The organism is Enterococcus italicus DSM 15952 (assembly GCF_000185365.1).
GTDB classification, from domain to species: domain Bacteria; phylum Bacillota; class Bacilli; order Lactobacillales; family Enterococcaceae; genus Enterococcus_G; species Enterococcus_G italicus.
Genome location: NZ_GL622241.1, coordinates 1,822,557 through 1,846,401, shown reverse-complemented (window position 1 = coordinate 1,846,401; position 23,845 = coordinate 1,822,557). Strand labels below are relative to the sequence as shown.

The 23,845-nt window shown below is 40.1% G+C and carries 24 protein-coding genes and 1 pseudogene; 21 read left to right on the top strand and 4 right to left on the bottom strand.

The window, feature by feature from the left end:
* Positions 1–31: 31 nt before the first annotated feature.
* Together rnjA and HMPREF9088_RS08615 are read right to left on the bottom strand one after the other, a co-directional pair.
* Positions 32–1,735: a ribonuclease J1 gene (gene rnjA, locus HMPREF9088_RS08620; RefSeq protein WP_007208828.1), complete on the bottom strand. Its 1,704-nt coding sequence runs from the start codon at positions 1,733–1,735 to the stop codon at positions 32–34.
* Position 1,736: 1 nt separating this feature from the next.
* Positions 1,737–1,949, bottom strand: coding sequence for a DNA-directed RNA polymerase subunit epsilon (locus HMPREF9088_RS08615; RefSeq protein ID WP_040366891.1), 213 nt, complete (start codon positions 1,947–1,949; stop codon positions 1,737–1,739).
* Positions 1,950–2,291: 342 nt separating this feature from the next.
* On the opposite strand from HMPREF9088_RS08615, the gene HMPREF9088_RS08610 reads away from it, so the two are divergent.
* The 3 genes from HMPREF9088_RS08610 to HMPREF9088_RS08600 are packed head-to-tail and all read left to right on the top strand — an operon-like array spanning position 2,292 to position 6,280.
* Positions 2,292–4,025 carry an ABC transporter ATP-binding protein gene (locus HMPREF9088_RS08610; protein WP_040366887.1) on the top strand — a complete coding sequence of 578 codons (1,734 nt, stop codon included), beginning with the start codon at positions 2,292–2,294 and terminating at the stop codon, positions 4,023–4,025.
* The gene (locus tag HMPREF9088_RS08605; RefSeq protein ID WP_007208825.1) at positions 4,022–5,776 is read left to right on the top strand and encodes an ABC transporter ATP-binding protein; all 1,755 of its coding nucleotides are present in this window, start codon (positions 4,022–4,024) and stop codon (positions 5,774–5,776) included. Before HMPREF9088_RS08610 ends, HMPREF9088_RS08605 begins: the two co-directional genes overlap by 4 nt.
* Before the next feature lie 18 nt (positions 5,777–5,794).
* Positions 5,795–6,280: a gamma carbonic anhydrase family protein gene (locus tag HMPREF9088_RS08600; protein WP_007208824.1), complete on the top strand. Its 486-nt coding sequence runs from the start codon at positions 5,795–5,797 to the stop codon at positions 6,278–6,280.
* A gap of 102 nt (positions 6,281–6,382) precedes the next feature.
* On the opposite strand, the gene clpP is transcribed toward HMPREF9088_RS08600, so the two are convergent.
* On the bottom strand, positions 6,383–6,967 hold the full coding sequence (clpP, locus tag HMPREF9088_RS08595; protein WP_007208823.1) for an ATP-dependent Clp endopeptidase proteolytic subunit ClpP: 585 nt from the start codon (positions 6,965–6,967) through the stop codon (positions 6,383–6,385).
* A 173-nt stretch (positions 6,968–7,140) separates the two neighbouring features.
* Here clpP and HMPREF9088_RS08590 point away from each other — a divergent pair, with 173 nt between their 5' ends.
* From HMPREF9088_RS08590 to HMPREF9088_RS08530, 13 genes are all read left to right on the top strand, one after another.
* Positions 7,141–7,659: a hypothetical protein gene (locus HMPREF9088_RS08590; protein WP_007208822.1), complete on the top strand. Its 519-nt coding sequence runs from the start codon at positions 7,141–7,143 to the stop codon at positions 7,657–7,659.
* An 86-nt stretch (positions 7,660–7,745) separates the two neighbouring features.
* Positions 7,746–8,693 (top strand): tRNA (adenosine(37)-N6)-dimethylallyltransferase MiaA, encoded by a 948-nt coding sequence (miaA, locus tag HMPREF9088_RS08585; RefSeq protein ID WP_007208821.1) that lies wholly within the window; start codon positions 7,746–7,748, stop codon positions 8,691–8,693.
* Positions 8,690–9,913: a GTPase HflX gene (hflX, locus tag HMPREF9088_RS08580; RefSeq protein WP_007208820.1), complete on the top strand. Its 1,224-nt coding sequence runs from the start codon at positions 8,690–8,692 to the stop codon at positions 9,911–9,913. The genes miaA and hflX overlap by 4 nt, the downstream gene beginning before the upstream one ends.
* A gap of 221 nt (positions 9,914–10,134) precedes the next feature.
* A complete protein-coding gene (locus HMPREF9088_RS08575) occupies positions 10,135–10,518 on the top strand; it encodes a MerR family transcriptional regulator (RefSeq protein ID WP_007208819.1) in 384 nt (127 codons plus the stop codon).
* A gap of 31 nt (positions 10,519–10,549) precedes the next feature.
* Positions 10,550–11,890 (top strand): type I glutamate--ammonia ligase, encoded by a 1,341-nt coding sequence (glnA, locus tag HMPREF9088_RS08570; RefSeq protein WP_007208818.1) that lies wholly within the window; start codon positions 10,550–10,552, stop codon positions 11,888–11,890.
* 224 nt (positions 11,891–12,114) lie between these two features.
* Positions 12,115–12,924 carry a bifunctional hydroxymethylpyrimidine kinase/phosphomethylpyrimidine kinase gene (locus HMPREF9088_RS08565; RefSeq protein ID WP_007208816.1) on the top strand — a complete coding sequence of 270 codons (810 nt, stop codon included), beginning with the start codon at positions 12,115–12,117 and terminating at the stop codon, positions 12,922–12,924.
* 15 nt (positions 12,925–12,939) lie between these two features.
* Positions 12,940–13,431 (top strand): ECF transporter S component, encoded by a 492-nt coding sequence (locus tag HMPREF9088_RS08560; protein ID WP_007208815.1) that lies wholly within the window; start codon positions 12,940–12,942, stop codon positions 13,429–13,431.
* A 22-nt stretch (positions 13,432–13,453) separates the two neighbouring features.
* Entirely contained in the window at positions 13,454–14,002 is a 549-nt protein-coding gene (locus tag HMPREF9088_RS08555; RefSeq protein WP_007208814.1) for a TIGR01440 family protein, read from the top strand.
* 183 nt (positions 14,003–14,185) lie between these two features.
* Entirely contained in the window at positions 14,186–15,799 is a 1,614-nt protein-coding gene (pyrG, locus tag HMPREF9088_RS08550; RefSeq protein WP_007208813.1) for a CTP synthase, read from the top strand.
* Positions 15,800–15,939: 140 nt separating this feature from the next.
* Positions 15,940–16,812, top strand: a complete 873-nt coding sequence (locus HMPREF9088_RS08545; protein ID WP_007208812.1) for a class II fructose-bisphosphate aldolase — start codon at positions 15,940–15,942, stop codon at positions 16,810–16,812.
* Positions 16,813–16,937: 125 nt separating this feature from the next.
* Entirely contained in the window at positions 16,938–18,197 is a 1,260-nt protein-coding gene (gene murA, locus HMPREF9088_RS08540; RefSeq protein ID WP_007208811.1) for a UDP-N-acetylglucosamine 1-carboxyvinyltransferase, read from the top strand.
* 2 nt (positions 18,198–18,199) lie between these two features.
* Complete coding sequence (gene rho, locus HMPREF9088_RS08535; protein ID WP_007208810.1) at positions 18,200–19,492, top strand: transcription termination factor Rho; 1,293 nt, start codon at positions 18,200–18,202, stop codon at positions 19,490–19,492.
* 98 nt (positions 19,493–19,590) lie between these two features.
* A complete protein-coding gene (locus HMPREF9088_RS08530) occupies positions 19,591–19,854 on the top strand; it encodes a type B 50S ribosomal protein L31 (RefSeq protein ID WP_007208809.1) in 264 nt (87 codons plus the stop codon).
* A 31-nt stretch (positions 19,855–19,885) separates the two neighbouring features.
* Here HMPREF9088_RS08530 and HMPREF9088_RS08525 read toward each other — a convergent pair whose 3' ends face one another.
* Positions 19,886–20,275 (bottom strand): tyrosine-type recombinase/integrase, encoded by a 390-nt coding sequence (locus HMPREF9088_RS08525; RefSeq protein WP_245785537.1) that lies wholly within the window; start codon positions 20,273–20,275, stop codon positions 19,886–19,888.
* Between the two features lie 112 nt (positions 20,276–20,387).
* On the opposite strand from HMPREF9088_RS08525, the pseudogene HMPREF9088_RS08520 reads away from it, so the two are divergent.
* From HMPREF9088_RS08520 to HMPREF9088_RS08500, 5 genes and pseudogenes are all read left to right on the top strand, one after another.
* Positions 20,388–20,633: pseudogene (locus HMPREF9088_RS08520) on the top strand (helicase); the annotation flags it as partial.
* 3 nt (positions 20,634–20,636) lie between these two features.
* Positions 20,637–21,305 carry a zinc ribbon domain-containing protein gene (locus tag HMPREF9088_RS08515; RefSeq protein WP_007208806.1) on the top strand — a complete coding sequence of 223 codons (669 nt, stop codon included), beginning with the start codon at positions 20,637–20,639 and terminating at the stop codon, positions 21,303–21,305.
* Between the two features lie 184 nt (positions 21,306–21,489).
* Positions 21,490–22,509 (top strand): hypothetical protein, encoded by a 1,020-nt coding sequence (locus tag HMPREF9088_RS08510; protein WP_245785536.1) that lies wholly within the window; start codon positions 21,490–21,492, stop codon positions 22,507–22,509.
* Positions 22,493–22,690: a hypothetical protein gene (locus HMPREF9088_RS08505; protein WP_007208804.1), complete on the top strand. Its 198-nt coding sequence runs from the start codon at positions 22,493–22,495 to the stop codon at positions 22,688–22,690. The genes HMPREF9088_RS08510 and HMPREF9088_RS08505 overlap by 17 nt, the downstream gene beginning before the upstream one ends.
* 90 nt (positions 22,691–22,780) lie before the next feature.
* The gene (locus HMPREF9088_RS08500) at positions 22,781–23,422 is read left to right on the top strand and encodes a hypothetical protein (protein ID WP_007208803.1); all 642 of its coding nucleotides are present in this window, start codon (positions 22,781–22,783) and stop codon (positions 23,420–23,422) included.
* Positions 23,423–23,845 lie beyond the last annotated feature (423 nt).

The following is a 23,845-nucleotide window of genomic DNA, read 5'->3' as shown; positions in this document are numbered from 1 at the left end:
ACTTCTGTATTTTCTGGTTTTTTTACTTTTATTATTGAGCTGGACTTGCTTCAGTATTTAAAGGATCAGGTGTCATAATCATTCCAAGAATCATTGGATGACGCTCCGTTTGATCGAATAAGAATGGTTGCAAGGCACCAGCCATTGCTTCTTTTAGTTTGTGTTCGTTACAGTCTGGTTGTTTCAAGGCTTCGCGCAAGGCACGGAATAAAATTCCTTGGCCTTCATTAATCATCTCGCCTGATTCACGCATATATACGAAACCACGTGATAAAATCTCAGGACCGGACAAAATTTCTTTTTTGGCAATATCCACTGTCGCAACAGCTAAAACTAAGCCTTCTTCTGAAAGAATTCTACGATCGCGTAAGACCACATTACCAATGTCACCCACACCATTGCCATCTACATAGACGTCATTGGCGTTAAAGTGTCCAGCCACACGAGCAGTATCCGCAGTTAAGGCTAGCATATCACCATTTTCAAGGATGTAGCAATTTTCTCTCGGAACACCCGTTGCTTGTGCTAACTTCGTATGAATTTTCAACATACGAAATTCACCATGAACGGGCATAAAGAATTTTGGCTTCATTAGACGCAACATTAGTTTTTGCTCTTCTTGGCCACCATGACCAGATGTGTGAATGTTGTTTAGTTTACCATGAATCACGTTTGCACCAGCTTGCAACAATAAGTTAATCAAGTGGTTGACGCTCGTCGTATTCCCTGGAATGGGTGAGCTTGAAAAAATGACCGTATCATCTGGATGGATTTGAATTTGGCGATGGGTACCGTTAGCAATTCGGCTAAGAGCAGCCATCGGTTCACCTTGTGATCCAGTACATAAAATCAATGTCTCATTTGCCGGTAACTTATTCAATTCGCTAGCATCGACAAAGGTACCTTTTGGGACATTGATGTAGCCTAAGCGTTGACCATTGACAATAGCATTTTCCATGCTCCGACCAAAGACAGCAATTTTTCTACCTGTCGCAACAGCGGCATCAGCAGCTTGCTGCAAGCGGAAAATATTCGAAGCAAAGCTAGCAAAAATAATGCGGCCTTCGATTTTTTCAAAAATGTGAACGATGGACGAACCGATCGTTTTTTCTGATTTTGTAAAAGTCGGAATCTCAGCATTCGTACTATCTGAAAGGAGACAAAGAACACCTTCTTCACCAATACGTGCCATTTTATGCAAATCAGCAGGCTCACCAACTGGCGTAAAATCAAATTTAAAGTCACCAGTAGCTACGATGTTCCCTGAAGGAGTCTTAACGACAACCCCTAGAGTGTCGGGAATACTGTGTGTTGTCCGAAAGAAGCTGACAGCTGTCTTACGAAAGCGCACGATAGTATCTTCATGGATTTCATGTAACTCTGCATCTCGCAACAAGCCGTGTTCTTCAAGCTTATTGGTAATTAAAGCCATTGCCAAAGGGCCAGCATAGATAGGCATATTGGCTTGACGAAGAAGAAAAGGAATTCCACCAATATGGTCTTCATGGCCATGGGTAATGAATAACCCTTTTACTTTGTGGAGATTTTGGATGATGTAGCTGTAATCAGAAATGACATAGTCAATCCCAAGTAATTCATCTTCTGGAAACTTGATTCCTGCATCGATTAAAATAATTTCGTCTTGGAATTGAACCCCATAACAGTTTTTTCCGATCTCGCCTAGACCACCAATACCAAAAACACCGGTCTCATTATTTTTTAGAGAGACTTTCATGTTAAAACTCCGTTAATTGGAAATCAGCATGTTCTTTTTCGTATGCTAAGTGGTTTCCATCAAGTAATTGCACGAATTCGATATTGTATGGGGTATTGTCTTCGACTAATTGACGCGCATCAACGTCACTAGCTGCTTCAATATATAAAGCATGTGTTTGTTCGCGTTTTGGATTTCTTTCTTTTGTTTCTTGGTAGTAAACTTTATAAATCATGTGTATTAACTCCTTTATCTGCGTCATGCAGTTTGTTTATATAAGATATGGTACATTTTTCCAACAAAAAGAAGACCCTTGAATGGTCACAAAAAGAACTGGATGCTTCTCTCACACAACTTGTGTAAGAAAAGAGAAAGCCTCGTCATCGCTTTTCTGAATGTTTAAAAAAATTTCACCGAACACTTGGAAGAAATTCCATAGTTACAGTATAGTTTATCACAGAATGAATGATAAGTATAGAAACCAGATAGGGAGATTTTCGCTGAATCGGGCAGCTATTTCTTTCCAAATATGCCTATGTTATAGTGATTATGAGAGAATCAACAGGAGGGATAGTTGTTGAAATTAATGTGGCGTTATACGATGAGATACAAAGGATTCGTCTTGATGAACCTCATTTGTGCGATGGGATTTGTTCTGATTGAGTTAGGACTACCGACACTTTTAGCGCAAATGATTGATGAGGGGGCCAAAAATAACGATGTCGCCTATGTCGAAAAAATGGGATGGTATATGTTACTGGTTGTTTTAGTGGGTATTTTGTTAAATATTGGTTTAGGGATCTCGACGGCACGAATCACCTCGAATATTACTGCGGATATTCGCGATGATTTATTTGCCAAGACCCAGACTTATTCGCATATTGAATACGAACAGATTGGCATGGCGTCATTGATTACACGTGTGACCAATGATGCTTACCAGATTATGTTATTTTTACAAAATATTTTGCGAATGGGCCTAGTGACACCATTGATGTTTGGGATGAGCTTGTTTATGGTCTTTCGGACGAGCGCGTATCTAGGGATGTTTGTGCTTGCGGCGTTGCCGATTTTGTTAATTGGCGTAATCGCTATTGCCAAAATATCAGACCCTTTATCGAAAACCCAACAAACGAATTTAGATAAAATGAACAGCATTTTACGCGAAAATCTTTCTGGCTTGCGTGTGATTCGCGCCTTTGTCAAAGAAGACTTTGAAGAAAAAAGGTTTGCGACAGTGAATGATGCATACGCAACGAGCTCAAAAAAACTGTTTTGGTTAATGGCATTTGCTCAACCGGGATTTTTCTTTTTATTCAATATTGTGATGATTGTCATTATTTGGACGGGAAGCATTCAAATCAATCAAGGTTCACTCGAAGTCGGAACATTGATTGCTTTTATCGAATATATTTTCCATGCGTTGTTTTCATTTATGCTTTTTGCCACTGTATTTATGTTGTATCCAAGAGCAGCTGTTTCAGCGGGACGAATTGAAGAAGCACTGGCGATTGAATCAGAGATTGTTAGCCCGAAAAATGGTATCACTCAAACTAAAACAGCAGGTGTCTTGTCTTATCAGAATGTGACATTTGCCTATCCTGGACAAAGCGAGACACCAGTGATTCGCACTATTTCATTTACTGCTAATCCAGGTGAAACGGTCGCTTTCATCGGTAGTACAGGAAGTGGTAAATCGACATTGGTTCAATTAATTCCACGCTTTTTTGATGTGAGTGCGGGGTCCATCGAACTAGATGGTCATGATGTACGGGCATATGACTTGCCAGCTTTACGTAATAAAATTGGCTATGTACCGCAAAAGGCCGTACTCTTTTCTGGTACCATAGCGGAAAATTTACGCTACGGGAAAGAAGATGCGACAGAAGAAGAAATTTTGGCTGCCTTAACTTTGGCACAAGCGATGGAGTTCGTCTCAGCACTTCCAGAAGGGATCGATACCCAAATATCTGAAGGGGGTAGTAACCTATCAGGTGGACAAAAGCAACGGCTAGCGATTGCGCGAGCTATCATTCGCCATCCGGAAGTCTACATTTTTGACGATAGCTTTTCAGCATTGGACTATCAGACAGATGCGAAGTTGCGAGCGGCACTGTATGATGTGACACGTCAGGCTACAGTACTAATTGTAGCGCAACGCGTAGGAACTATTCGGCATGCGGATAAAATTATTGTCTTAAATGAAGGCCAGGTTGTTGGTACGGGAACACATGAAGAGTTATTAGAGACGTGTCCTGTCTACTACGATATTGCATCATCGCAATTGACAGAGGAGGAATTGAAAAAATGAAAGGTTTAAAATCTCTTATGCGGTTGTTCCGTTATTTGAATCCGTATAAGGTTCGTTTCATCATGGTATTATTCCTTACGTTTGTCAGTGTTGCTGCCAATGCCGTCTTGCCATATGTCATTGGGTTGCCTACATCCTCTATGGCAAAAAGTATTTTGAACGAGCAAGCAGTTCAATTCGCTGAGATTCGAAAATTTTTGGTGTGGATTCTGCTGGTGGGCTTTACCTATGGAATTTCCCAATTATTAGCAGGTGTCTTTATGACAAGTGTCGTGCAAGCGGCGATGAATGATTTGCGCCAAGAGATTGATCAAAAAATTAATCGCTTGCCTGTCTCTTACTACGATCGGCAAAAGCAAGGAGATATTCTATCTAGAGTGACCAATGACGTTGATGCCGTGGGGGGTGCGTTGCAACAAGCATTTATCGGTATTGTCAATGCGATTTTGAGTTTGACTTTTGCGGTTGGCATGATGTTTTACATTCAGCCACTGATGGCGAGCATTGCTTTAATCATGATTCCTGTATCGTTTTTGATTTCAAAAACAATTGTCAAAAAATCACAGAAATACTTCAATGAAATGCAACAATCTCTAGGAGCGATGAATGGCTATGTCCAAGAAAATATGACAGGCTTTAGCATCTTAAAAATGTATGGACGTGAAGCACAAACGATGGCCGGTTTTCACCAAGTCAATCATCGCTTGCGTCGATATGGCTTTCGGGCGACCGTCATTTCAGGCTTAATGATGCCATTGGTACAATTAACTGCCTACTTGACTTATATCGTGATGGCAGTCATGGGAATTCGCTATGTGATTGTCGGGACCTTATTAGTCGGGCAGCTACAAGCGTTTATTCAGTACATCTGGCAAGTGAGTCAGCCTTTAGGAAATATTACCCAATTATCGGCCTTGCTACAAAGTGCTTCTGCGGCATCAAAGCGGGTGTTTAGCTTTTTGGATGAAGCAGAGGAATCGATTGAAGCAGAAACAAAGCATTTTACCCCTCCTGTGCAAGGTGAAGTCGTCTTTGAGAATGTTTCTTTCTCATATTCGCCAGACAAGCCATTGATTCAGTCCTTTGATCTACACGTTAAACCAGGTCAAACTGTCGCAATCGTTGGTCCGACTGGCGCCGGTAAAACGACGTTAATTAATTTACTGATGCGCTTTTATGACGTCACTGACGGTGCGATAAAAATTGATGGCATTGATACACGTCATGTCTCTCGGAAAGAAGTGCGGTCTTTGTTCGGCATGGTGTTACAAGATGCTTGGTTGTATGAAGGGACAATTGCTGAAAATATTCGCTTCGGTCGTTTAGACGCGTCGGACTATGAAGTGGTGGATGCTGCCAAATCAGCAAATGTGGATCATTTTATTCGGACCATGCCAAATGGGTATGAAATGGTGATCAATGCAGAAGGAGAAAATGTCTCGCTCGGTCAAAAACAATTACTGACGATTGCACGAGCGATGGTTGCCAACCCAAAAATCTTAATTTTAGATGAAGCGACGAGCTCTGTAGATACGCGCCTTGAAAAATTAATTCAAACCGCTATGGACACCATGATGAAAGGGAAAACGAGTTTCATTATCGCCCATCGCCTATCAACGATTCGTTCGGCTGATTTGATTTTAGTGTTAAATAAAGGGCGCATCGTCGAGCAAGGGACACACGAGACGTTATTGGCAAGCAAAGGATTTTACAGTGAATTGTATAATAGCCAATTCGCTGAAGAAGAATAAAGAAAGAAGGAATGAGTGATGACGTTTTTTATTGGTAAAGGGGCAGTCGTAGTCGGAGACGTTACACTTGGAGAAGATAGCAGTGTTTGGTTTAATAGTGTCATTCGCGCAGATATGCAACCTGTGACAATCGGGGCTGAGACCAACATCCAAGATGGTACGATTATTCATGTCGGAGATAACCGTCCGACGATCATCAAAGAGCACGTGACAGTCGGTCATCAATGCATGATTCATGGCTGTACAATCGAAAAAGGTGCACTAATTGGTATGAGTTCGATTTTGCTAGATGGTGCGATAATTGGTGAAAATAGCCTTATTGGTGCTGGGTCACTGGTTACCAAAAATACCGTCATTCCACCGAATTCATTGGCATTTGGTCGACCTGCAAAAGTCATTCGCGAACTGACCGCAGAGGAAATTGCTGCCAATCACGCAAACACAGATCATTATGTTCAGTTATCCAAAAAATTCTTAGCCAATCGCTATCAAGAATTGTCTTAAACTCGTGACAGAAATAGCTTTAGTCTAGATGAAAACAAACAACCCACGAAAATCGATTTTCGTGGGTTGTTTCGTTTATAACGTAGCTTGGAAAAATAGCGATTATTTTTTGTTGACTAAGATTTGGTCAATCAAACCGTAGTCTTTGGCTTCTTGAGCAGTCATGAAGTTGTCGCGATCGGTGTCTTTTTCGATGACTTCTAGCGGTTGACCAGTGCGTTCTGCTAAAATATTGTTTAAGCGTTCGCGTGTTTTTAAGATGTGGCGAGCCGCAATCTCAATTTCTGTCGCTTGACCTTGTGCACCACCAAGCGGTTGATGGATCATAATTTCAGCGTTTGGTAGAGCAAAGCGTTTGCCTTTTTTACCAGCTGTTAATAGAAAGCTACCCATTGATGCAGCCATACCCATTACAATTGTTTGAACGTCTGCTTTGACAAAATTCATTGTGTCATAAATGGCCAAGCCAGCCGTTACGCTTCCACCAGGTGAATTGATGTATAAGTAGATGTCTTTTTCAGAGTCTTGTGCATCTAAAAAGAGTAATTGCGAAATGATGGAGTTTGCTAAGTCGTCAGTTACTTGACCGCTTAACATAATGATACGATCTTTTAATAGACGAGAATAGATATCATACGCTCTTTCTCCTCGTGATGATTGTTCGATAACTGTTGGAATTAAATTCATGAAAACTCCTCCTTAAATTCTATAAATTCAGTGTAGCACATTGAGTTATGAAAACCTAAAAGTAAGTATACACACAAGGTCAATAAAGGTCAAATAAAAGATTTGACGGAAAATGATACTAAAAAAAAGGGAATAATGCTAAAATGAAAGACAAAGGCTGAGGAGGTTTTTCTATGACTTATTTTTTCATTGGTCTATTGGGTGTGCTCGTTGGCGCAGCAATCGTCACGTTCACATTCAATCTGCGGATACGATATGATGAGCAAAAAGAAAAATATCGTCGCGAGATGGAGCACAAAGTAAAGGAAATCGAAACACTTGTTTTATTAAATAAAAAAATTATTGAAATTCTTGAAAAAAGAATTGTGATGATGGACAAGTACGTTAGTTTCGATGCTTTTGACGATTGTTATATCACTGTCGATGATTATATTTACTTGCAATCATTTGCTGCACAAAATAGCTTTTATTTACCGAATTATTTTATAGAAGAATTTTTCAAAAAGATTGCGACCCGTAAAGTTGTGTTGTCAGCAGAAGAGACAGTTCAAGTCGGTGGCTACACATTTAAAGGCGGTCGCGTCTTAATGGAACAATTCTCCGATAAAATCAAAGAAATGGTATACGAACGTAAGGTTCAGTTAAAGAAAGAAACGGACAAACCGTTTACGTATTTTTCTAATCCTTTATAGACTAACCAGCGAAGTCGCCTCAGACGTTTTAGTCAGATGTTGCGACTTCGTTTTTCTACTAGAAAAAATGTTTTGAGAGGACAAATATGGAAACATCAGCAAAAAAACAAAAAGTAATCGTCATCGTTGGGCCGACAGCAGTCGGTAAGACAGCCCTAAGTATTGAGTTAGCTCAAGTATTGCAAGGAGAAATTATCAGTGGCGACTCGCTGCAGGTCTATCGTGGGTTAGACATTGGTACGGCAAAGGCCACTATTGATGAGCAAGCTAAGGTTAGACACCATTTGATTGACATTAGAGAGTGGCAAGAGTCTTATTCAGTAGCAGATTTTCAACAAGAAGGACGTGCGGCAATCGCTGCGATTACCGAGCAAGGCAAGATACCGATCATCGTAGGCGGTACGGGTCTTTATATTCAAGCGTTGTTATATGATTTTAAACTAGGCAGTGAAGGGAAACTGTCGCAAGAGCAACAAGCAAAAGTCCGCCAGCTAGAAGCAAGCAGTGCTCAATGGTCAAATCAGGAGTTATGGGAACAACTATCCGAGCGAGACCCACTCGCTGCCGAGCAGATTCATTTTAATAATCGTCGCAAAGTACTCCGAGCACTAGAAGTGATGCTGACGACGGGCCATAGCATCACCACACCAAAAGAAACACCGGTTGCGTTGTATGATTATTTTTTAATTGGTTTGACGACAGAGCGCGCTGTGTTATATGAGCGTATCAACCAGCGCGTGGTGATGATGGTCCAACAAGGCCTAATCGAAGAGGCAAAAAGGTTCTTGACTGCTCCTAATGTGCAGGCAATTCAAGGAATTGGCTACAAAGAATGGTTGCCTTATTTTCATGAGGAGGCGACTCTTGATGAGACTGTGGCACTCATTCAGCTGCATTCACGTCGCTACGCTAAGCGTCAGCTCACTTGGTTTCGTAATCGTATGGCGCCTTATTGGCTTGACTTATTGACCCATCCTGAAGAAAAAATAACCTTATTGAAAAAACTAGAAGATTGGAGGAACGATGCCGAATGATTAGTAGAGAAAAAGTCATGTTAGTTGGTGTGGAAACCGAAGAAAACTACCGTCAATTTGATTCATCGATGCAAGAGTTGGTTCAGCTCGCGAAGACAGCAAATGGGGAAATCATTGATACGATTACCCAAAAACGAGCGACTGTCGACCGCCAATCCTTGATTGGTAAGGGAAAGCTTCAAGAGTTGCATCAATGGGTGGATGCAGAAGAAATTGACGTGGTCATTTTCAACCAAGAATTGTCTCCGCGGCAACAACAAATTATTAGCCAAGAGCTTGGTGTATTGGTCCTTGATCGCGTACAGCTGATTTTAGATATTTTTGCGCTCCGTGCCCGATCAAAAGAAGGGAAACTACAAGTCGAACTAGCACAATTAAATTATTTGTTGCCTCGCTTAGTAGGTCAAGGTACATCGATGTCTCGACTAGGTGCTGGGATTGGTACAAGAGGGCCAGGGGAGACAAAATTAGAAACAGATCGTCGTCATATTCGAGATCGAATCGCCAAAATCAAGCGGGAATTAAAGCAAGTAGCAGCCCATCGAGAGCGTACACGCTCCCGCCGAAAACAGCAAGCGACAGTACAAATCGGACTGATTGGCTATACCAATGCCGGTAAATCGACCGTCTTGAATCGGCTCACGGCAGCAGATACGTATGAACAAGATCAATTATTTGCCACACTTGATCCGTTAACGAAAAAATGGCGCTTAACGGAAGGCTTGACAGTGACCTTGACGGATACTGTAGGCTTCATTCAAGAACTCCCTACCCAATTAGTCGATGCGTTCCATTCGACCTTAGAGGAAAGTAAAGATATGGATATCTTACTTCACGTGGTAGATGCGAGTTCACCAGATCGCACGCAACATGAAGCGACTGTCTTACAGTTAATGAAAGAACTCGAATTAGAAAACATTCCGACGCTAACCATATACAACAAAGCAGATAAATTAGAAGACGATCAATTTGTACCTACACTATTTCCTAATGTCGTCGTCTCTGCGAAAAATTTTCAAGGCAAAGAAGTATTGTCTCAAGCTGTTAAACGTTTCTTAATGACGATATGGGAACCGTATGAATGTTGGTTACCTGCTGAGCAAGCCGGCCAACTTTCTGATTTGGAGCGGCAAACACTAGTTATCGCCAAAGACTTTGATGAAAAACGTAATAGCTACCATCTACGCGGCTTCCAGGAAAAACCAAGTGATAAAGAGTAAGACAAGCAAACAAATAAGTGTAAAGTGTCTATTTATCAATGTGTGCGTGCTCATGCATTGGTAGGGAAATTGGCACAAACACTTATTTTTTTGTGCTTTTTTACGGAAATTTTGTACGAAAATAATGTGATATTATCTGACATGTAACCTTGACACTCATTCCAATGCTTGTTATAGTTTGAGTGTATTGAGAAGGGTTGCTGAAAAGGAGGAGAGGATTTATGCGCGAAAAAGAATTGCGGCGCTCTATGTCAGTTTTTCCAATCGGGACAGTTATGAAACTAACAGATTTGACTGCTCGTCAAATTCGTTATTATGAAGAACAAAATTTGATTCATCCAGAACGAAGCGAAGGAAATCGACGCATGTATTCGCTCAATGACATTGATACGCTCTTAGAAATCAAAGACTATCTCGCTGATGGATTAAATATGGCTGGCATCAAACGTGTCTATGAGATGAAAAAAGAAGAAGAAGAGGCTGTCAAACATAAACAGACACTGACCGATAATGATGTAAGACGTATTTTTTATGACGAAATTTTGCTTCAAGGTGGGCTGAACCAAGCCAATCCTTATCATCAAAGAGGGCCAAAACTGAATTAAGCATTGGAATTTAAAAAAAGGAAGATGAATCATGGCAAAGACAACGTATGCGGTAGAAGATATCAAGGCAATTATCAAAGAAGAAAATGTACGATTCTTACGTTTAATGTTCACCGATATTATGGGAACAATTAAAAATGTAGAAGTACCAGTATCACAAGTGGAGAAAGTATTGGACAATAAAATGATGTTTGACGGTTCTTCTATTGAAGGATTTGTTCGCATTGAAGAAAGTGACATGTACCTGTACCCCGATTTAAGCACATGGATGATTTTCCCATGGGAGAGCGAGCATGGCAAAGTCGCTCGCTTGATCTGTGATATTTATAATCCAGATGACACCCCATTTGCCGGTGATCCACGCGGGAACTTGCGACGAGCATTAGCAGATATGGAAGAGATGGGCTTCACTTCCTTTAACTTAGGCCCAGAGCCAGAATTCTTCTTATTCCAACTGACAGAAGATGGCAAGATTACGACCGAGCTGAATGATAATGGTGGCTATTTTGACTTTGCACCGACTGATTTGGGTGAAAATTGCCGCCGAGACATTGTTCTTGAACTAGAAAAATTAGGCTTCGAAGTAGAGGCATCGCATCATGAAGTTGCCCCTGGGCAACATGAGATTGATTTCAAGTATGCAAATGCCATTGAAGCATGTGACAACATCCAAACATTCAAATTAGTAGTAAAGACCATCGCACGCAAGCATGGCTTACATGCGACCTTTATGCCTAAGCCATTGTTTGGAATTAATGGCTCTGGTATGCATTGCAATATGTCATTGTTTCAAGGTGAGAAAAATGCATTCTTTGATCCAGAGGGAGAGTTACAGTTAAGTCAAACAGCTTATTATTTCTTAGGTGGCTTAATGGAGCATGCACGTGCCTACACAGCAATCTGCAACCCAACCGTCAATTCATATAAACGCTTGGTGCCTGGATTTGAAGCACCTGTCTACGTGGCATGGTCTGGACGCAATCGTTCACCATTGATTCGCGTACCGGAATCTCGTGGACTCTCTACGCGTTTGGAACTACGCTCAGTCGATCCTTCTGCCAATCCGTATTTAGCACTAGCGGTCCTATTGCAAGCTGGCTTGGATGGCATCAAAAATGAAATTCAACCGCCAAAAGGTGTCGATCGTAATATTTATATTATGAATGAAGAAGAGCGTAAAGCCGCCAAAATTTATGACTTACCATCTACCTTGCACAATGCATTAAAAGAATTGCGTGCAGATGCAGTAATGGTAGACGCATTGGGAGAGCATATCTTTAATAACTTCCAAGAAGCAAAACGAATGGAATGGGCTGCATTCCGTCAAACAGTCTCCGCTTGGGAAAGAGAACAATATTTAGAATTATATTAAAAGAGGTTGTAAAAAAGCGTTCAGCTCTGAGCAGTAGCGTCAGAAATTGCAAAAATTACCGTTCAAATTTTTTGAAATTTTTGAGCTAATGCCGAAAGAACTGCTTTTTGAACACCGCAGACAAAAAGGAGTGCGACGTTTGCCGTACTCCTTTTTATATCAAAAATTGGATGGTTTTCGTTAAGTCCAATTGGTTGTTTTCTTTTCGGTAAAAGAGAGCTAAGATGGAAAGAAAAAAAGAAGGTGGACGGATGAAGAAAAAAGTGTTAACGATTGGCGGCTCAGATCCCTTTGCTGGTGGAGGAATTCAAACAGACTTAAAAACATTTGAAAACCATCAACAATTTGGTTTGAGTATCTTGACATCAATCGTAACAAGTAATGAAGGTCAGTTTGAGATTCATTCGCTCACGCATGAATTACTCGATCAGCAACTTTTGTCATTAGATGAAGTGATACTTGCGGCAATAAAAATAGGCTTACTGACTGAGCTAGATCATATTAAGCAAGTGAAGGGATTTTTGGAAGCTCATCCTACGATTCCGGTAATCTTTGATCCTGTGTTGGTCATGAAAGAAAGCAATACGCTGCGTAATCATGCTTTAATCGAGGGATTTATGACAGATTTAGCTCCATTGGCGACAGTCATGACTCCTAACTTAGATGAGGCAGAGCAGCTTGCTAAGCAAAGCATTACCAATAAAGAAACCTTAACCAAAGCTGCAAAAAAACTCTCTCAATTGTCAGGTGGAGCGGTCGTGATTAAAGGGGGCAGTCGGTTAGCTGGCCCTGATGCGATAGATTGCTTAGCTATTGGTGAAAAAGTCACCTATTTTCAACGAGCAAAACAAACCAATCAATTTGAAAATGGTGCAGGCTGTGCATTTTCAGCGAGTCTAGCTGCTCAGTTAGCCGACGAGGTGCCACTCGAGCAAGCGGTGCGACAGGCAAAAGAGTATGTTTACCAAGGGCTTCAGACAGGTATCGAAGTTGCACCAAATTTTGGCAGCTTTTGGCATAGGAGTAGCATCTAAAAGGAGGAACAGGTTATGGCGAGAAAAGTAAGTGTATATGGGTTATTGATTGCGGCAATTGTGGCCTTGTCATTGATGATTTTGATACCTGTACCAGCGACAAATGGCTTTGTTACGCTGTGTGATGGTGGCATCTATGCGGTGGCGCTTGTCTTTGGTCCATTCGGCGGAGCGATTGTCGGGGGCTTAAGTGGAGGCTTGATTGATTTGTTTTCAGGTTATCCACAATGGATGATTTTTTCCTTACTAATCCACGGGTTACAAGGTTGGGTAGTTGGATACTATAAAGAAAAACCTACGAATAAACAATGGTTTGCATTAGCGCTAGGATCTGTTCTTATGGTTGCTGGGTATTTTGGTGCGACAAGTTTCTTGTATGGACAAGCAGCCGGCTGGGCTTCACTGATTGGCAATTTGATTCAAAGTGGCTTCGGTGTCTTGGTTGGTTTGCCGATTAGTCGTATCTTAAAGCGGGCTTTGCTTTCCAGTCATTTGCAACAAAATTAAACAACTAAAAGGAGTAATCAAGATGAATGTAACAAAAGACGCTATCAAGAAAACTGTCAGCCAACTAGTCGATGAAGTGATCACTGCAGGTAATCTAACAAGTGGTGAGCTGTTTGTGCTAGGCTGTTCAACCAGTGAAGTAATGGGCGGACATATCGGCAAGGATTCTAGCGAAGAGGTGGGTGAGTGGATCATCGCAGCGGTTCGTTCAGTTCTTGAGCCAAAGGGGATTTACTTAGCTGTCCAAGGATGTGAACATTTGAATCGTGCCTTGGTTGTTGAGCGCGACGTTGCTAAGACGTATCATTTGGAAGAGGTGGCAGTAGTTCCGCAACTACATGCAGGTGGTGCGTGTTCGGTTGCTGCCTTTAAGCAATTTAAGCATCCGATTGAAGTCGAGCATATTGTCGCCAAAGCGGGGCTTGATATTGGTGATACAGCGATCGGAATGCACGTCAAGCATGTTCAAGTACCATTTCGACCCAGTATCAAAGAAGTCGGCGGCGCGCATGTGACTGCGTTGACCAGTCGTCCAAAATATATTGGCGGTCCAAGAGCAAAATACGAATAAAATAAAAATGTGGGTTTTCTTAATTGACATTTACAAGCAGAGAAGGTAGTATTCTGTTTGGGCACTCTTAGAAAGAGTCAGAAAGTTCGATAATACATCGCTCCCTATTTCAGGTGGAATAGGGAGCGACTTTTTATTTATTTACTTTCACCTGCGAATCTAGACAAAGGAGTTTTTCAATTTATGACAAAGTACATTTTTGTAACTGGCGGTGTTGTTTCGTCAATCGGAAAGGGAATCGTAGCAGCTTCATTAGGAAGATTGTTGAAGAATCGTGGCTTAAAGGTAACGATTCAAAAGTTTGATCCATATATCAATGTGGATCCAGGTACGATGAGCCCGTATCAACATGGGGAAGTATTTGTGACAGATGATGGCGCAGAAACCGATTTAGACCTTGGTCACTATGAGCGTTTCATTGACATCAATCTAAATAAGTATTCTAACGTTACAACTGGAAAAATATACTCTGAAGTCATCCGCAAAGAACGTAAAGGGGAATATTTAGGAGCGACTGTCCAAGTTATTCCGCATATCACCAATGAAATCAAAGAAAAAATCATGCGTGCAGCAAGCATGACAGACTCCGATGTGATCATTACTGAGGTTGGTGGTACGGTTGGTGATATTGAATCATTGCCATTTTTAGAAGCATTGCGCCAAATGAAAGCTGATGTAGGCTCAGACAATGTGATGTATATCCATACGACACTACTACCTTACTTAAAAGCAGCTGGAGAAATGAAAACTAAACCGACACAACACAGTGTGAAAGAACTTAGAGGACTAGGTATTCAACCAAATATTTTAGTCGTTCGTTCAGAACAACCTGTCTCTCAAGGAACCAAAAATAAATTGGCACAATTTTGTGACGTGGCGCCAGAAGCAGTTATTGAATCACGTGACGTGGAAACCTTGTATTCTATTCCATTGAACCTACAAGCACAAAAAATGGATCAAATCGTCTGCGATCATTTAAAACTTGACGCACCGCAAGCGGACATGACGGAATGGAAAGAATTAGAAGAAAAAGTACTGAACTTGAAGAAAACGGTCAAAATCGCCTTAGTCGGAAAATATGTTGAGTTACCAGATGCCTATATCTCCGTCGTTGAGTCATTAAAACATGCTGGTTTTGCGTATGATTCAGACATTGATATCAAGTGGGTGAACTCTCAAGAAGTGACAAGCGAGAATGCAGCGGATGTCCTTGGTGATGCAGATGGTATTTTGGTACCAGGTGGCTTTGGTGATCGAGGAATCGAAGGGAAAATCGAAGCTATACGCTATGCTCGTGAGAACGACGTGCCATTCTTAGGTATTTGTCTAGGGATGCAAATGGCCTGTGTTGAATTTGCTCGCAATGTAGTCGGTTTAGCTGATGCGCATTCAGCAGAAACAGTTCCTGAAACGAAAAACAATATCATTGACTTGATGGCAGATCAAGAAAATGTTGAAAACATGGGCGGTACACTACGCTTAGGACTGTACCCATGTAAGTTGAAAAAAGGTACGAAGACAGCAACTGCTTACCAAAATCAAGAAGTCGTACAAGAGCGTCATCGTCACCGTTATGAATTCAACAATAGCTACCGCGAAGTCTTCGAACAAAACGGCTTAGTATTCTCAGGGGTATCTCCAGATAACCGTTTAGTAGAAATTGTTGAATTACCAGAAAATAAATTCTTCGTTGGTTGCCAATTCCATCCAGAGTTGATTTCACGACCAAATCGTCCACAAAGCTTAATCAAAGCCTTCGTTGGTGCGTCAATCGAAGAAGCAGACGCTTCCAAATAAACAAACAAAAATCATTTGCGAAAAAATGCACAGATTTTGATAGTTTTACTTGGAAATGAAAAGAAAATTTGCTAAACTGTGTATGTAAGTTAAGGTCAACTTAACGAAAAAGGGCTTTTAAAACATAGGAGGAATTTATTATGCCATTAGTATCAGGAACTGAAATCTTCAAGGCAGCACGTAAAGGTGGATATGCAGTAGGTGCATTCAACACAAATAACCTAGAATGGACACAAGCAATTCTAGAAGCTGCTGAAGCAAAACAAACACCTGTATTAATTCAAACTTCAATGGGTGCTGCAAAATACATGGGCGGCTACAAATTAGTTAAAGACATGGTTACAGATTTAATCGAATCATTAAACATCACTGTACCAGTTGTTTTACACTTAGACCATGGTCATTATGAAGATGCATTAGAATGTATCGAAGTAGGTTATACTTCAGTTATGTTTGATGGTTCTCATTTACCATTTGAAGAAAACTTAAAATTAGCAAAAGAAGTTGTTGCTAAAGCTCATGCTAAAGGTGTTTCTGTTGAGTGTGAAGTTGGTTCAATTGGTGGAGAAGAAGACGGCATCATCGGTGCTGGTGAATTAGCAGACGTTGACGAATGTGTACAAATGGTTAACACTGGAATCGACTTCTTAGCATGTGGTATTGGTAACATCCACGGTAAATATCCTGAAAACTGGAAAGGTTTAGCATTTGATCACTTACAAGCTATTGCTGATGCTGTAGGTTCTGATGTACCTTTAGTATTACACGGTGGATCTGGCATTCCTCAAGATCAAATCGAAAAAGCTATCTCAATGGGTATTTCTAAAGTAAACGTAAATACTGAATTCCAATTATCATTTGCTAAAGCAATTCGTGAATACATCGAAGCTGGCAAAGATTTAGAAGGAAAAGGATTTGACCCTCGTAAATTATTAGCACCAGGTAAAGCTGCAATCATTAAAGATTGTGAAGAACACATTGACTGGTTTGGTTCTGCTAACAAAGCTAAATAATGTTATCTATGAAAAGGCGATGAGTTGCGACTCATTGCCTTTTTTTTTCTACTCTTTTTATGATAAAATAAGCAGGATGTGTCCTTATAAAAGGCACGGATAAATGAAGAGTATAGGTGAAAAAAATGAAAAAAATTAAAATACGTGGCAATCGTCCACTAGCCGGTGAAATTACTATTAGTGGTGCAAAAAACAGTGCCGTTGCCTTGATTCCTGCAGCTATATTAGCTGACTCGCCAGTTATTTTAGAAGGCGTTCCAGATATTCAAGATGTTCATTCCTTAATCGAAATTCTCGAAATCATGGGGGTAAAAACCTCATTTACAAACCATCAACTAACAATCGATCCTACCGAAATTATCTCAATCCCAATGCCTACTGGAAAAATTAATAGCTTGCGCGCCTCTTATTATTTTATGGGGGCACTCTTAGGTAAATTTGGTGAAGCGGTCGTCGGATTACCTGGAGGATGCTATTTAGGTCCACGTCCGATTAACTTGCATGTAAAAGGATTTGAAGCACTAGGAGCAGAAGTGACCAATGAACATGGTGCGATGTATCTTCGCTCTGCTAACGAAGGAATACAAGGAACAAATATCTTTTTAGATATGGTCTCGATAGGCGCGACGGTTAATATTATGTTAGCAGCCGTGAAAGCCAAAGGGAAAACAACTATTGAGAATGCGGCACGGGAACCAGAAATTATCGATGTTGCCAATTTATTAAACAAAATGGGTGCAGACATCAAAGGTGCCGGGACCGATGTCATCCGCATCAATGGAGTAGAAAAACTACACGGTACGACGCATTCAATCATCCCAGACCGAATCGAAGCAGGTACATACATTGCGATGGCGGCAGCTGTCGGAAAAGGAATCGCTGTCAAAAATGTCTTGCATGAACACTTAGAAAGCTTCTTAGCCAAGCTGACTGAGATGGGTGTAAACATGGATATTGGCGAAGACAGCATCTTTGTCCATGAAACCAAAGACTTAAGACCAGTCAATGTAAAAACCTATCCATATCCTGGATTTGCGACGGATTTGCAACAACCAATCACACCACTACTTTTAAAAGCAGGCGGTCATTCAGAAGTCGTCGATACCATCTACGAAAAACGAGTAAACCATATTCCCGAGCTAGCGCGCATGGGCGCTAAAGCTAGTATTGAAGGCAATATGATGCTTTTAAATGGTCCAGCAACACTGCAAGGTGCAGAGGTAGCTGCCTCTGATTTACGCGCTGGAGCTTGTCTAGTAATCGCCGGTCTAATGGCAGAAGGTGAAACGACAGTCAGCAAGGTAGAGTACATTCTGCGAGGCTATGATCACATTGTAGAAAAATTGACAGCGCTAGGTGCAGACATCGAAATGGTTGAGGAATAAAAATGACAGATTATTTAACAATCTCTGAATTAGAAAACAAAACGTTAAAAGAAATCTATACCTTTGCTAAGCAATTTAAAATCCCTTATTATAGCCAAATGAATAAAAAGGAATTAGCCTTGGCGATTATTCGCGCACAAGCTGAGAAGCAAGGATTCTTTTTGGTTGAAGGCGTATTGGATATTATTGGCCAAGACGGCTACGGCTTTTTAAGACCAATTAACTACGGCCCAAGTGCTGAGGACATCTATATCTCTTCAAGCCAGATTTACCGTTTTGGTTTACGAAATGGGGACAAAGTAGCAGGTAAAGCTCGTCCACCGAAAGAATCAGAGCGTTATTACGGTCTGATGCACGTCGATCGCGTCAATGGCAAAAATCCAGAAGAAGCTAAGCAACGCCCGCATTTTCCAGCGTTGACACCGCTCTATCCCGATAGACAGCTAAAATTAGAGACAACTAAAGGACGCCTGTCTTCACGAATGATCGACTTATTTGCACCGATAGGCTTCGGCCAACGTGGTTTAGTTGTAGCGCCACCGAAAGCGGGTAAGACGAGTATCTTAAAAGAAATCGCTAATGGCATTACTACTAATCATCCTGAGGTAGAGTTGATTGTGCTATTAATCGACGAACGACCAGAAGAAGTGACCGATTTGGAACGTAGTGTCAAAGGCGATGTCGTATCTTCGACCTTTGACTTGCAACCGAGCAATCATACACGAGTCTCTGAATTGGTATTGGAACGTGCGATGCGTCTAGTAGAGGACAAACGCGATGTCGTGATTTTAATGGATAGTATCACGCGATTGGCTAGAGCATACAATCTCGTTTCGCCACCAAGCGGACGGACGTTGAGCGGTGGGATTGACCCAGCTGCGCTATACAAACCAAAGAAATTTTTCGGAGCCGCACGGAATATTGAAGAAGGCGGTAGCTTGACCATTATCGCGACTGCGCTAGTAGATACTGGCAGCCGCATGGATGATGTCATCTATGAGGAATTTAAAGGGACGGGGAATATGGAGCTGCAATTGTCTCGTCAATTAGCAGAGCGACGTATTTTCCCAGCGATAGATTTGAAAAAATCAAGTACTCGAAAAGAAGAACTCTTGATGGACAGCGACCAATTAGAAGAAACCTGGCGCTTAAGAAATCAAATGCAAGGGGACTCCTTAGACTATACCGAGCAACTGATTCGCTTTATGAAAAAAACGGAGAACAATGTGGCCTTTTTAAAAGCGTTTCAAGACGTTACCTTTAATGAAAAAAATGCAAAAAATCGCAAAAGATAATTGCCAAGAAGACTGAAAGATGATAGTATATTCTTGTTGCATTATAGACAAATAACTCTGTTTCAGCAAATGACTCAGGGCAAAGGAGAGAAAAACACATGAAAAAAGATATCCATCCAGATTACCATCCAGTAGTCTTTTTAGACTCTACAACAGGATTCAAATTTTTGTCAGGTTCAACAAAACACTCAAGCGAAACAATTGAATGGGAAGACGGTAACACTTACCCAGTCATCCGTGTCGAAGTAACTTCTGACTCACATCCATTCTATACTGGACGTCAAAAATTCACTCAAGCAGACGGACGTGTAGATCGTTTCAACAAAAAATACGGTCTCAAAGACGCAAATGCTGCGAAATAATCAAAACATTGTTAAATCAACGTTTAGCAGACTATCTGATAGGGATAGTCTGCTTTTTTTCGGTTTTGACCATACTTTTGACCTTCTGGGAATTTGCGTAATTTTCATCCGTAGCGCTCATAAAATCCGCAAAGCGATTGGCCGTTTCTTCTGTCTGTCGTTTCGTCACATGGGTGTAAATATCCATCGTCGTTTTGATATCCGTATGACCTAATCGAACTTGAACTTCTTTAATGGAAGCCCCCGACTCAAAGAGCAGACTACAATGCGTATGACGAAAGCCGTGAGGGGTAATGCGTTTCAGATGATGTTCCTTGATGATGATTTTTAAATTATGATTCACATAGTCTAAATACAGCGGTTTGTTTTCTTCTGATACAAACAGGAGTTGTTCACCGTCTTTTGTAGGTTTAATTCCCATTTTCAGGAAGTATTCTTTTTGTTTCAACTGCCATCGTTTACCTTCTTTCTTTAGTGGTATTAAATGACGTAAATATGCTATACTCGACTTGTCTAGGGCGGAGTACGTTTGCACATTTATGTTGCAGTCACGAGATAGGATTCATCGATTGGGATTGGCACCAAATCAGTATACGCGTTATTACTATTTGATGACTGATGGCGATCGTGCTCACCAAGGATTTATTGATAAACGAGTCTATGAGCGCTTAAAAGAGAAAGAAGATGTAATGGCAAAGGCAATTGATGGCAATTTGTTGGTGCCTGAGATTACAGATGATTATTTGGAAGATGTGAAGAGGATAATATCGGGGGTGTAGGATATGTTTTATTGGATTGACGAATTGATTGCAAAAATCCCCTCACGATACAATGGTTTAATTCGGAAGGGATTGTTAATTGCAGCAGGCATTTTTGCTTACTTTGCGCTATGGGAGTCATTAGGAACCAGTAAAACTGATACTAAAACTGAGACCAAGGGATGGTGGATTTTTAAAGAAGAGACACAAAAGACCGTAAAAGTCCCTGAAGAGGTTTGGAAAAATGCACAACGGTGGATGACTGTGTGGATCATTTTGGTGATTATTTGCCTGATTCTTATTGTATGGATAACAATAAATGAAAATAGATATAAGCGATATTTAGCCAGATTTAAGGGTGAGGAATTTGTGTCTATTAAATCACTTGGAAGAACCTTCAATAAAACCGAGAAGTGGATTGTGCACAATGTTGGAAATATGATTGATTATGATTTGTTGAAAGATTGGTATATTGATTATGATCAATTGATAGTCTTTAACCGTAGCTTTTATCCTGAAAAGATAAAGAAAAAAATAGTTGAATGTCCAAACTGTGGCGCAGTTAACGTTGCTATTAAAGGGTTAATTAAAAATTGTGATTATTGCGGGACGCCTCTTTCGGCAATAACACAGCCTCAAGCTCAGAACCTAACCAAATCACCAGGAGCAACGAACGGCACTACGTTAGGGTGATAACAGTTTTAATCGCAATTAGACATATTCGCATAATAATGGACAAGCTTTTTTAGCCAAAAAAATGATGCAACGAAGGTTTTCACTAGTTGTTTGTTTTAGCTACTTGTATCGAAAAAAATTTGCTAAGAATGTGATTGTACTAATCAAGGCTCTTTTTAATAAAAAACTGAGGAGGCGTATTATGATGAAGGACGATAGAATTTATATCATTCCTGAAGATAGCGATGTAAAAGAATCGTCAGATTATGCGGAATTCCCTAGTACTTTGTTTAGTGGACTGCCAGAAGTTGCAAAGTCACTATTAAAGGATGCAACGGTAGTATTTTCTAAAATAGAAAAATTACTCTATGTTACACCAACAATCATAAATCTAGTAAGGGCTGCTATTCCGGAAGTAACATTGCAAGCTGTTTTGACGGATGATCAAAAGGAGCAGTTGGCTAAAGGGGCTTTGAAGCTTATGGCGAAAAAAGATGGATCTCTAATGGCCATGTTGACCAACCCAAAAACAAAAAAAATAGTAGCTAGTGTTCCACTAAAAACTGTTGATATGGCTCCTGAATTAGCCCAAGCAATGACAAGTTTTGCTTCACAAATGCAGATGGCACAAATTGCAGAACAAATTCAGAGTGTACAATTCGCAATTGAGGAGGTAAGAAAAGGTCAAGAAGAAGATCGATTGGCAATCGCGCATAGTTGTCAACAAAAATTGTTACAAGCTAGGACAATAAAAAATCCAGAATTAAAATCTAGAGTTTTGCTTCAAGTTATCTCTGATGCTGAAGACAGTAGAAATCTCTTAATGTTGAGCCAAAGAACAAATATGTCTTTCATCAGAAATCAGCCGGAGTCTACTTTTGGCAAGCTTTTTAAAGGTGAAAAAGCTGAAAAAATTGAGAATCGTATAAATGAAATTAGGGATAGTCTGAATGCTGTTAATCTGGTGTCTCTGTCAGAAGCAATGGCATACTGTGAACTTGATGAACAGGATGCTGCTAAGAAAAGTTTAGCTTATTTTGCTGAGTTTATTGATGAAACCTACCTTTCAACCCCTGGTTTAGTTGAACGTTTAGACTTAATAGATCCATCGCCAAAAAATTATTGGTCTAAAACATTACCTAAAATAGAAAAAAGTATTGTTTCTTTACCATCTTATCCTGAGTTACAAGGAGGAACAAAACAAAATGAAGAACAAAAATAAATCAAGACTATGCAAGAATAAACAATGCTTAAAAACACTTCCTGAAATCTATAAATATAGGTATTGTGAGTCCTGTAGAAATAAAAGATCAGATAAGCTTAAAAATGTGGGAAAAGGTGCATTAACGGTAAGTGCAACTATTCTTGGACTTGTATTAGTTAAGAATACGTCTAAAGATTAATCGGAAAATTTATCGATAATGTGATTGGCAAATGTAGAGTTCGTGCTGCTTTTATACCCTAATCGATGATTAGGAGTGGAGGCGAAATAAATGAGCGATTTTGAGGATAACGTAGGTTTAGGAGCAATTTTAGTTGGTGGTGCTATTTTAGCTAGTTTGTTATTTGGGGCATCAAAAGAAAAGAAACGGAGATTAGCAATACCAGTGTCTTTTTCTGAAGGATTAGATGCAGATATTTTTAGGTTATTGTGTAATAAAGAAGTGAGCGCGATAAAACGACTATCTTCAATAGAGGTGGATGGCCTATCTGTAAGGTGTAGCGTCAAATCAAACAGTGGTTTGTCCAATTGGCATTTTACTGCAGATTTTTATGACTATGGTAAATTAACTGGGAATTATTGGTTAAGTTCTGAAAACGATGAGTCTATATTACCAAAAGTATTTTTAGACAGAGTTAAGAGAGACAACCAAAATATCTTTCTTGAATATCCAATAAGTACTGAGGAGTCTTCTATGAATCTGATAGGAAAAAATATTTCAGAGGTTAAAGGACATTTCAATGGCATTGGCTTTGTAAATATTTCTAGTGTATCTAAAAAGAAGGGGATTTTGGATATTCTAAAAAAGAATGGTACTGTTTTTAGAATATCTATAAATGGAGTAACTGAATTTAATGGGGAGGACCGATTCAGTAAGCTAGACCCAGTACAAATTTATTATATTCAAGAATAGATTCGTAAATAATAGTAGAGCTTTTTTGTAGAACTAGTTAATTTTTTTATACACTGGCGAGTATTTTTTGACCATACTTTTGACCTTCTCAATCAACTTTTACTGAGTTTTATTAGGTTTGATAATTTTTCAAGAATCCCATTCTTAAGCCGTTTTTAATCTATCAGAGACTACCAGAAAGTAATATGGCTCTCAATACGGTCTCAAAGACGCAAATGCTGCGAAATAATTTTGACAAGGGAAATCGTTGGTATACCAGTGATTTCAAAGCCTTTTCTCTTAGGAGAGAGGGCTTTTCTTGTTTTGAATGCCAAATTGAGTATGAGAAAAATTATAATTCACCTTTAGAATATTTAGTGGCCAAATTCATGTTAAGAACAAAATTCATAAAAAGTGTATGTCTATTAAAAAAGTTTTATTAAA

Bases quoted from the DNA above. Each gene is read 5' to 3' on its own strand.
- glnA (WP_007208818.1), top strand. From the start codon at position 10,550: ATGGCAAAGACAACGTATGCGGTAGAAGATATCAAGGCAATTATCAAA.
- HMPREF9088_RS08605 (WP_007208825.1), top strand. From the start codon at position 4,022: ATGAAAGGTTTAAAATCTCTTATGCGGTTGTTCCGTTATTTGAATCCG.
- clpP (WP_007208823.1), bottom strand. From the start codon at position 6,967: ATGAATTTAATTCCAACAGTTATCGAACAATCATCACGAGGAGAAAGA.
- HMPREF9088_RS08525 (WP_245785537.1), bottom strand. From the start codon at position 20,275: ATGGGAATTAAACCTACAAAAGACGGTGAACAACTCCTGTTTGTATCA.
- HMPREF9088_RS08530 (WP_007208809.1), top strand. From the start codon at position 19,591: ATGAAAAAAGATATCCATCCAGATTACCATCCAGTAGTCTTTTTAGAC.
- HMPREF9088_RS08565 (WP_007208816.1), top strand. From the start codon at position 12,115: ATGGAAAGAAAAAAAGAAGGTGGACGGATGAAGAAAAAAGTGTTAACG.
- HMPREF9088_RS08600 (WP_007208824.1), top strand. From the start codon at position 5,795: ATGACGTTTTTTATTGGTAAAGGGGCAGTCGTAGTCGGAGACGTTACA.
- pyrG (WP_007208813.1), top strand. From the start codon at position 14,186: ATGACAAAGTACATTTTTGTAACTGGCGGTGTTGTTTCGTCAATCGGA.
- HMPREF9088_RS08575 (WP_007208819.1), top strand. From the start codon at position 10,135: ATGCGCGAAAAAGAATTGCGGCGCTCTATGTCAGTTTTTCCAATCGGG.
- HMPREF9088_RS08615 (WP_040366891.1), bottom strand. From the start codon at position 1,949: ATGATTTATAAAGTTTACTACCAAGAAACAAAAGAAAGAAATCCAAAA.
- HMPREF9088_RS08545 (WP_007208812.1), top strand. From the start codon at position 15,940: ATGCCATTAGTATCAGGAACTGAAATCTTCAAGGCAGCACGTAAAGGT.
- murA (WP_007208811.1), top strand. From the start codon at position 16,938: ATGAAAAAAATTAAAATACGTGGCAATCGTCCACTAGCCGGTGAAATT.
- HMPREF9088_RS08555 (WP_007208814.1), top strand. From the start codon at position 13,454: ATGAATGTAACAAAAGACGCTATCAAGAAAACTGTCAGCCAACTAGTC.
- HMPREF9088_RS08515 (WP_007208806.1), top strand. From the start codon at position 20,637: ATGTTTTATTGGATTGACGAATTGATTGCAAAAATCCCCTCACGATAC.
- HMPREF9088_RS08510 (WP_245785536.1), top strand. From the start codon at position 21,490: ATGATGAAGGACGATAGAATTTATATCATTCCTGAAGATAGCGATGTA.
- miaA (WP_007208821.1), top strand. From the start codon at position 7,746: ATGGAAACATCAGCAAAAAAACAAAAAGTAATCGTCATCGTTGGGCCG.
- HMPREF9088_RS08590 (WP_007208822.1), top strand. From the start codon at position 7,141: ATGACTTATTTTTTCATTGGTCTATTGGGTGTGCTCGTTGGCGCAGCA.
- rho (WP_007208810.1), top strand. From the start codon at position 18,200: ATGACAGATTATTTAACAATCTCTGAATTAGAAAACAAAACGTTAAAA.
- HMPREF9088_RS08505 (WP_007208804.1), top strand. From the start codon at position 22,493: ATGAAGAACAAAAATAAATCAAGACTATGCAAGAATAAACAATGCTTA.
- HMPREF9088_RS08500 (WP_007208803.1), top strand. From the start codon at position 22,781: ATGAGCGATTTTGAGGATAACGTAGGTTTAGGAGCAATTTTAGTTGGT.
- rnjA (WP_007208828.1), bottom strand. From the start codon at position 1,735: ATGAAAGTCTCTCTAAAAAATAATGAGACCGGTGTTTTTGGTATTGGT.
- hflX (WP_007208820.1), top strand. From the start codon at position 8,690: ATGATTAGTAGAGAAAAAGTCATGTTAGTTGGTGTGGAAACCGAAGAA.
- HMPREF9088_RS08560 (WP_007208815.1), top strand. From the start codon at position 12,940: ATGGCGAGAAAAGTAAGTGTATATGGGTTATTGATTGCGGCAATTGTG.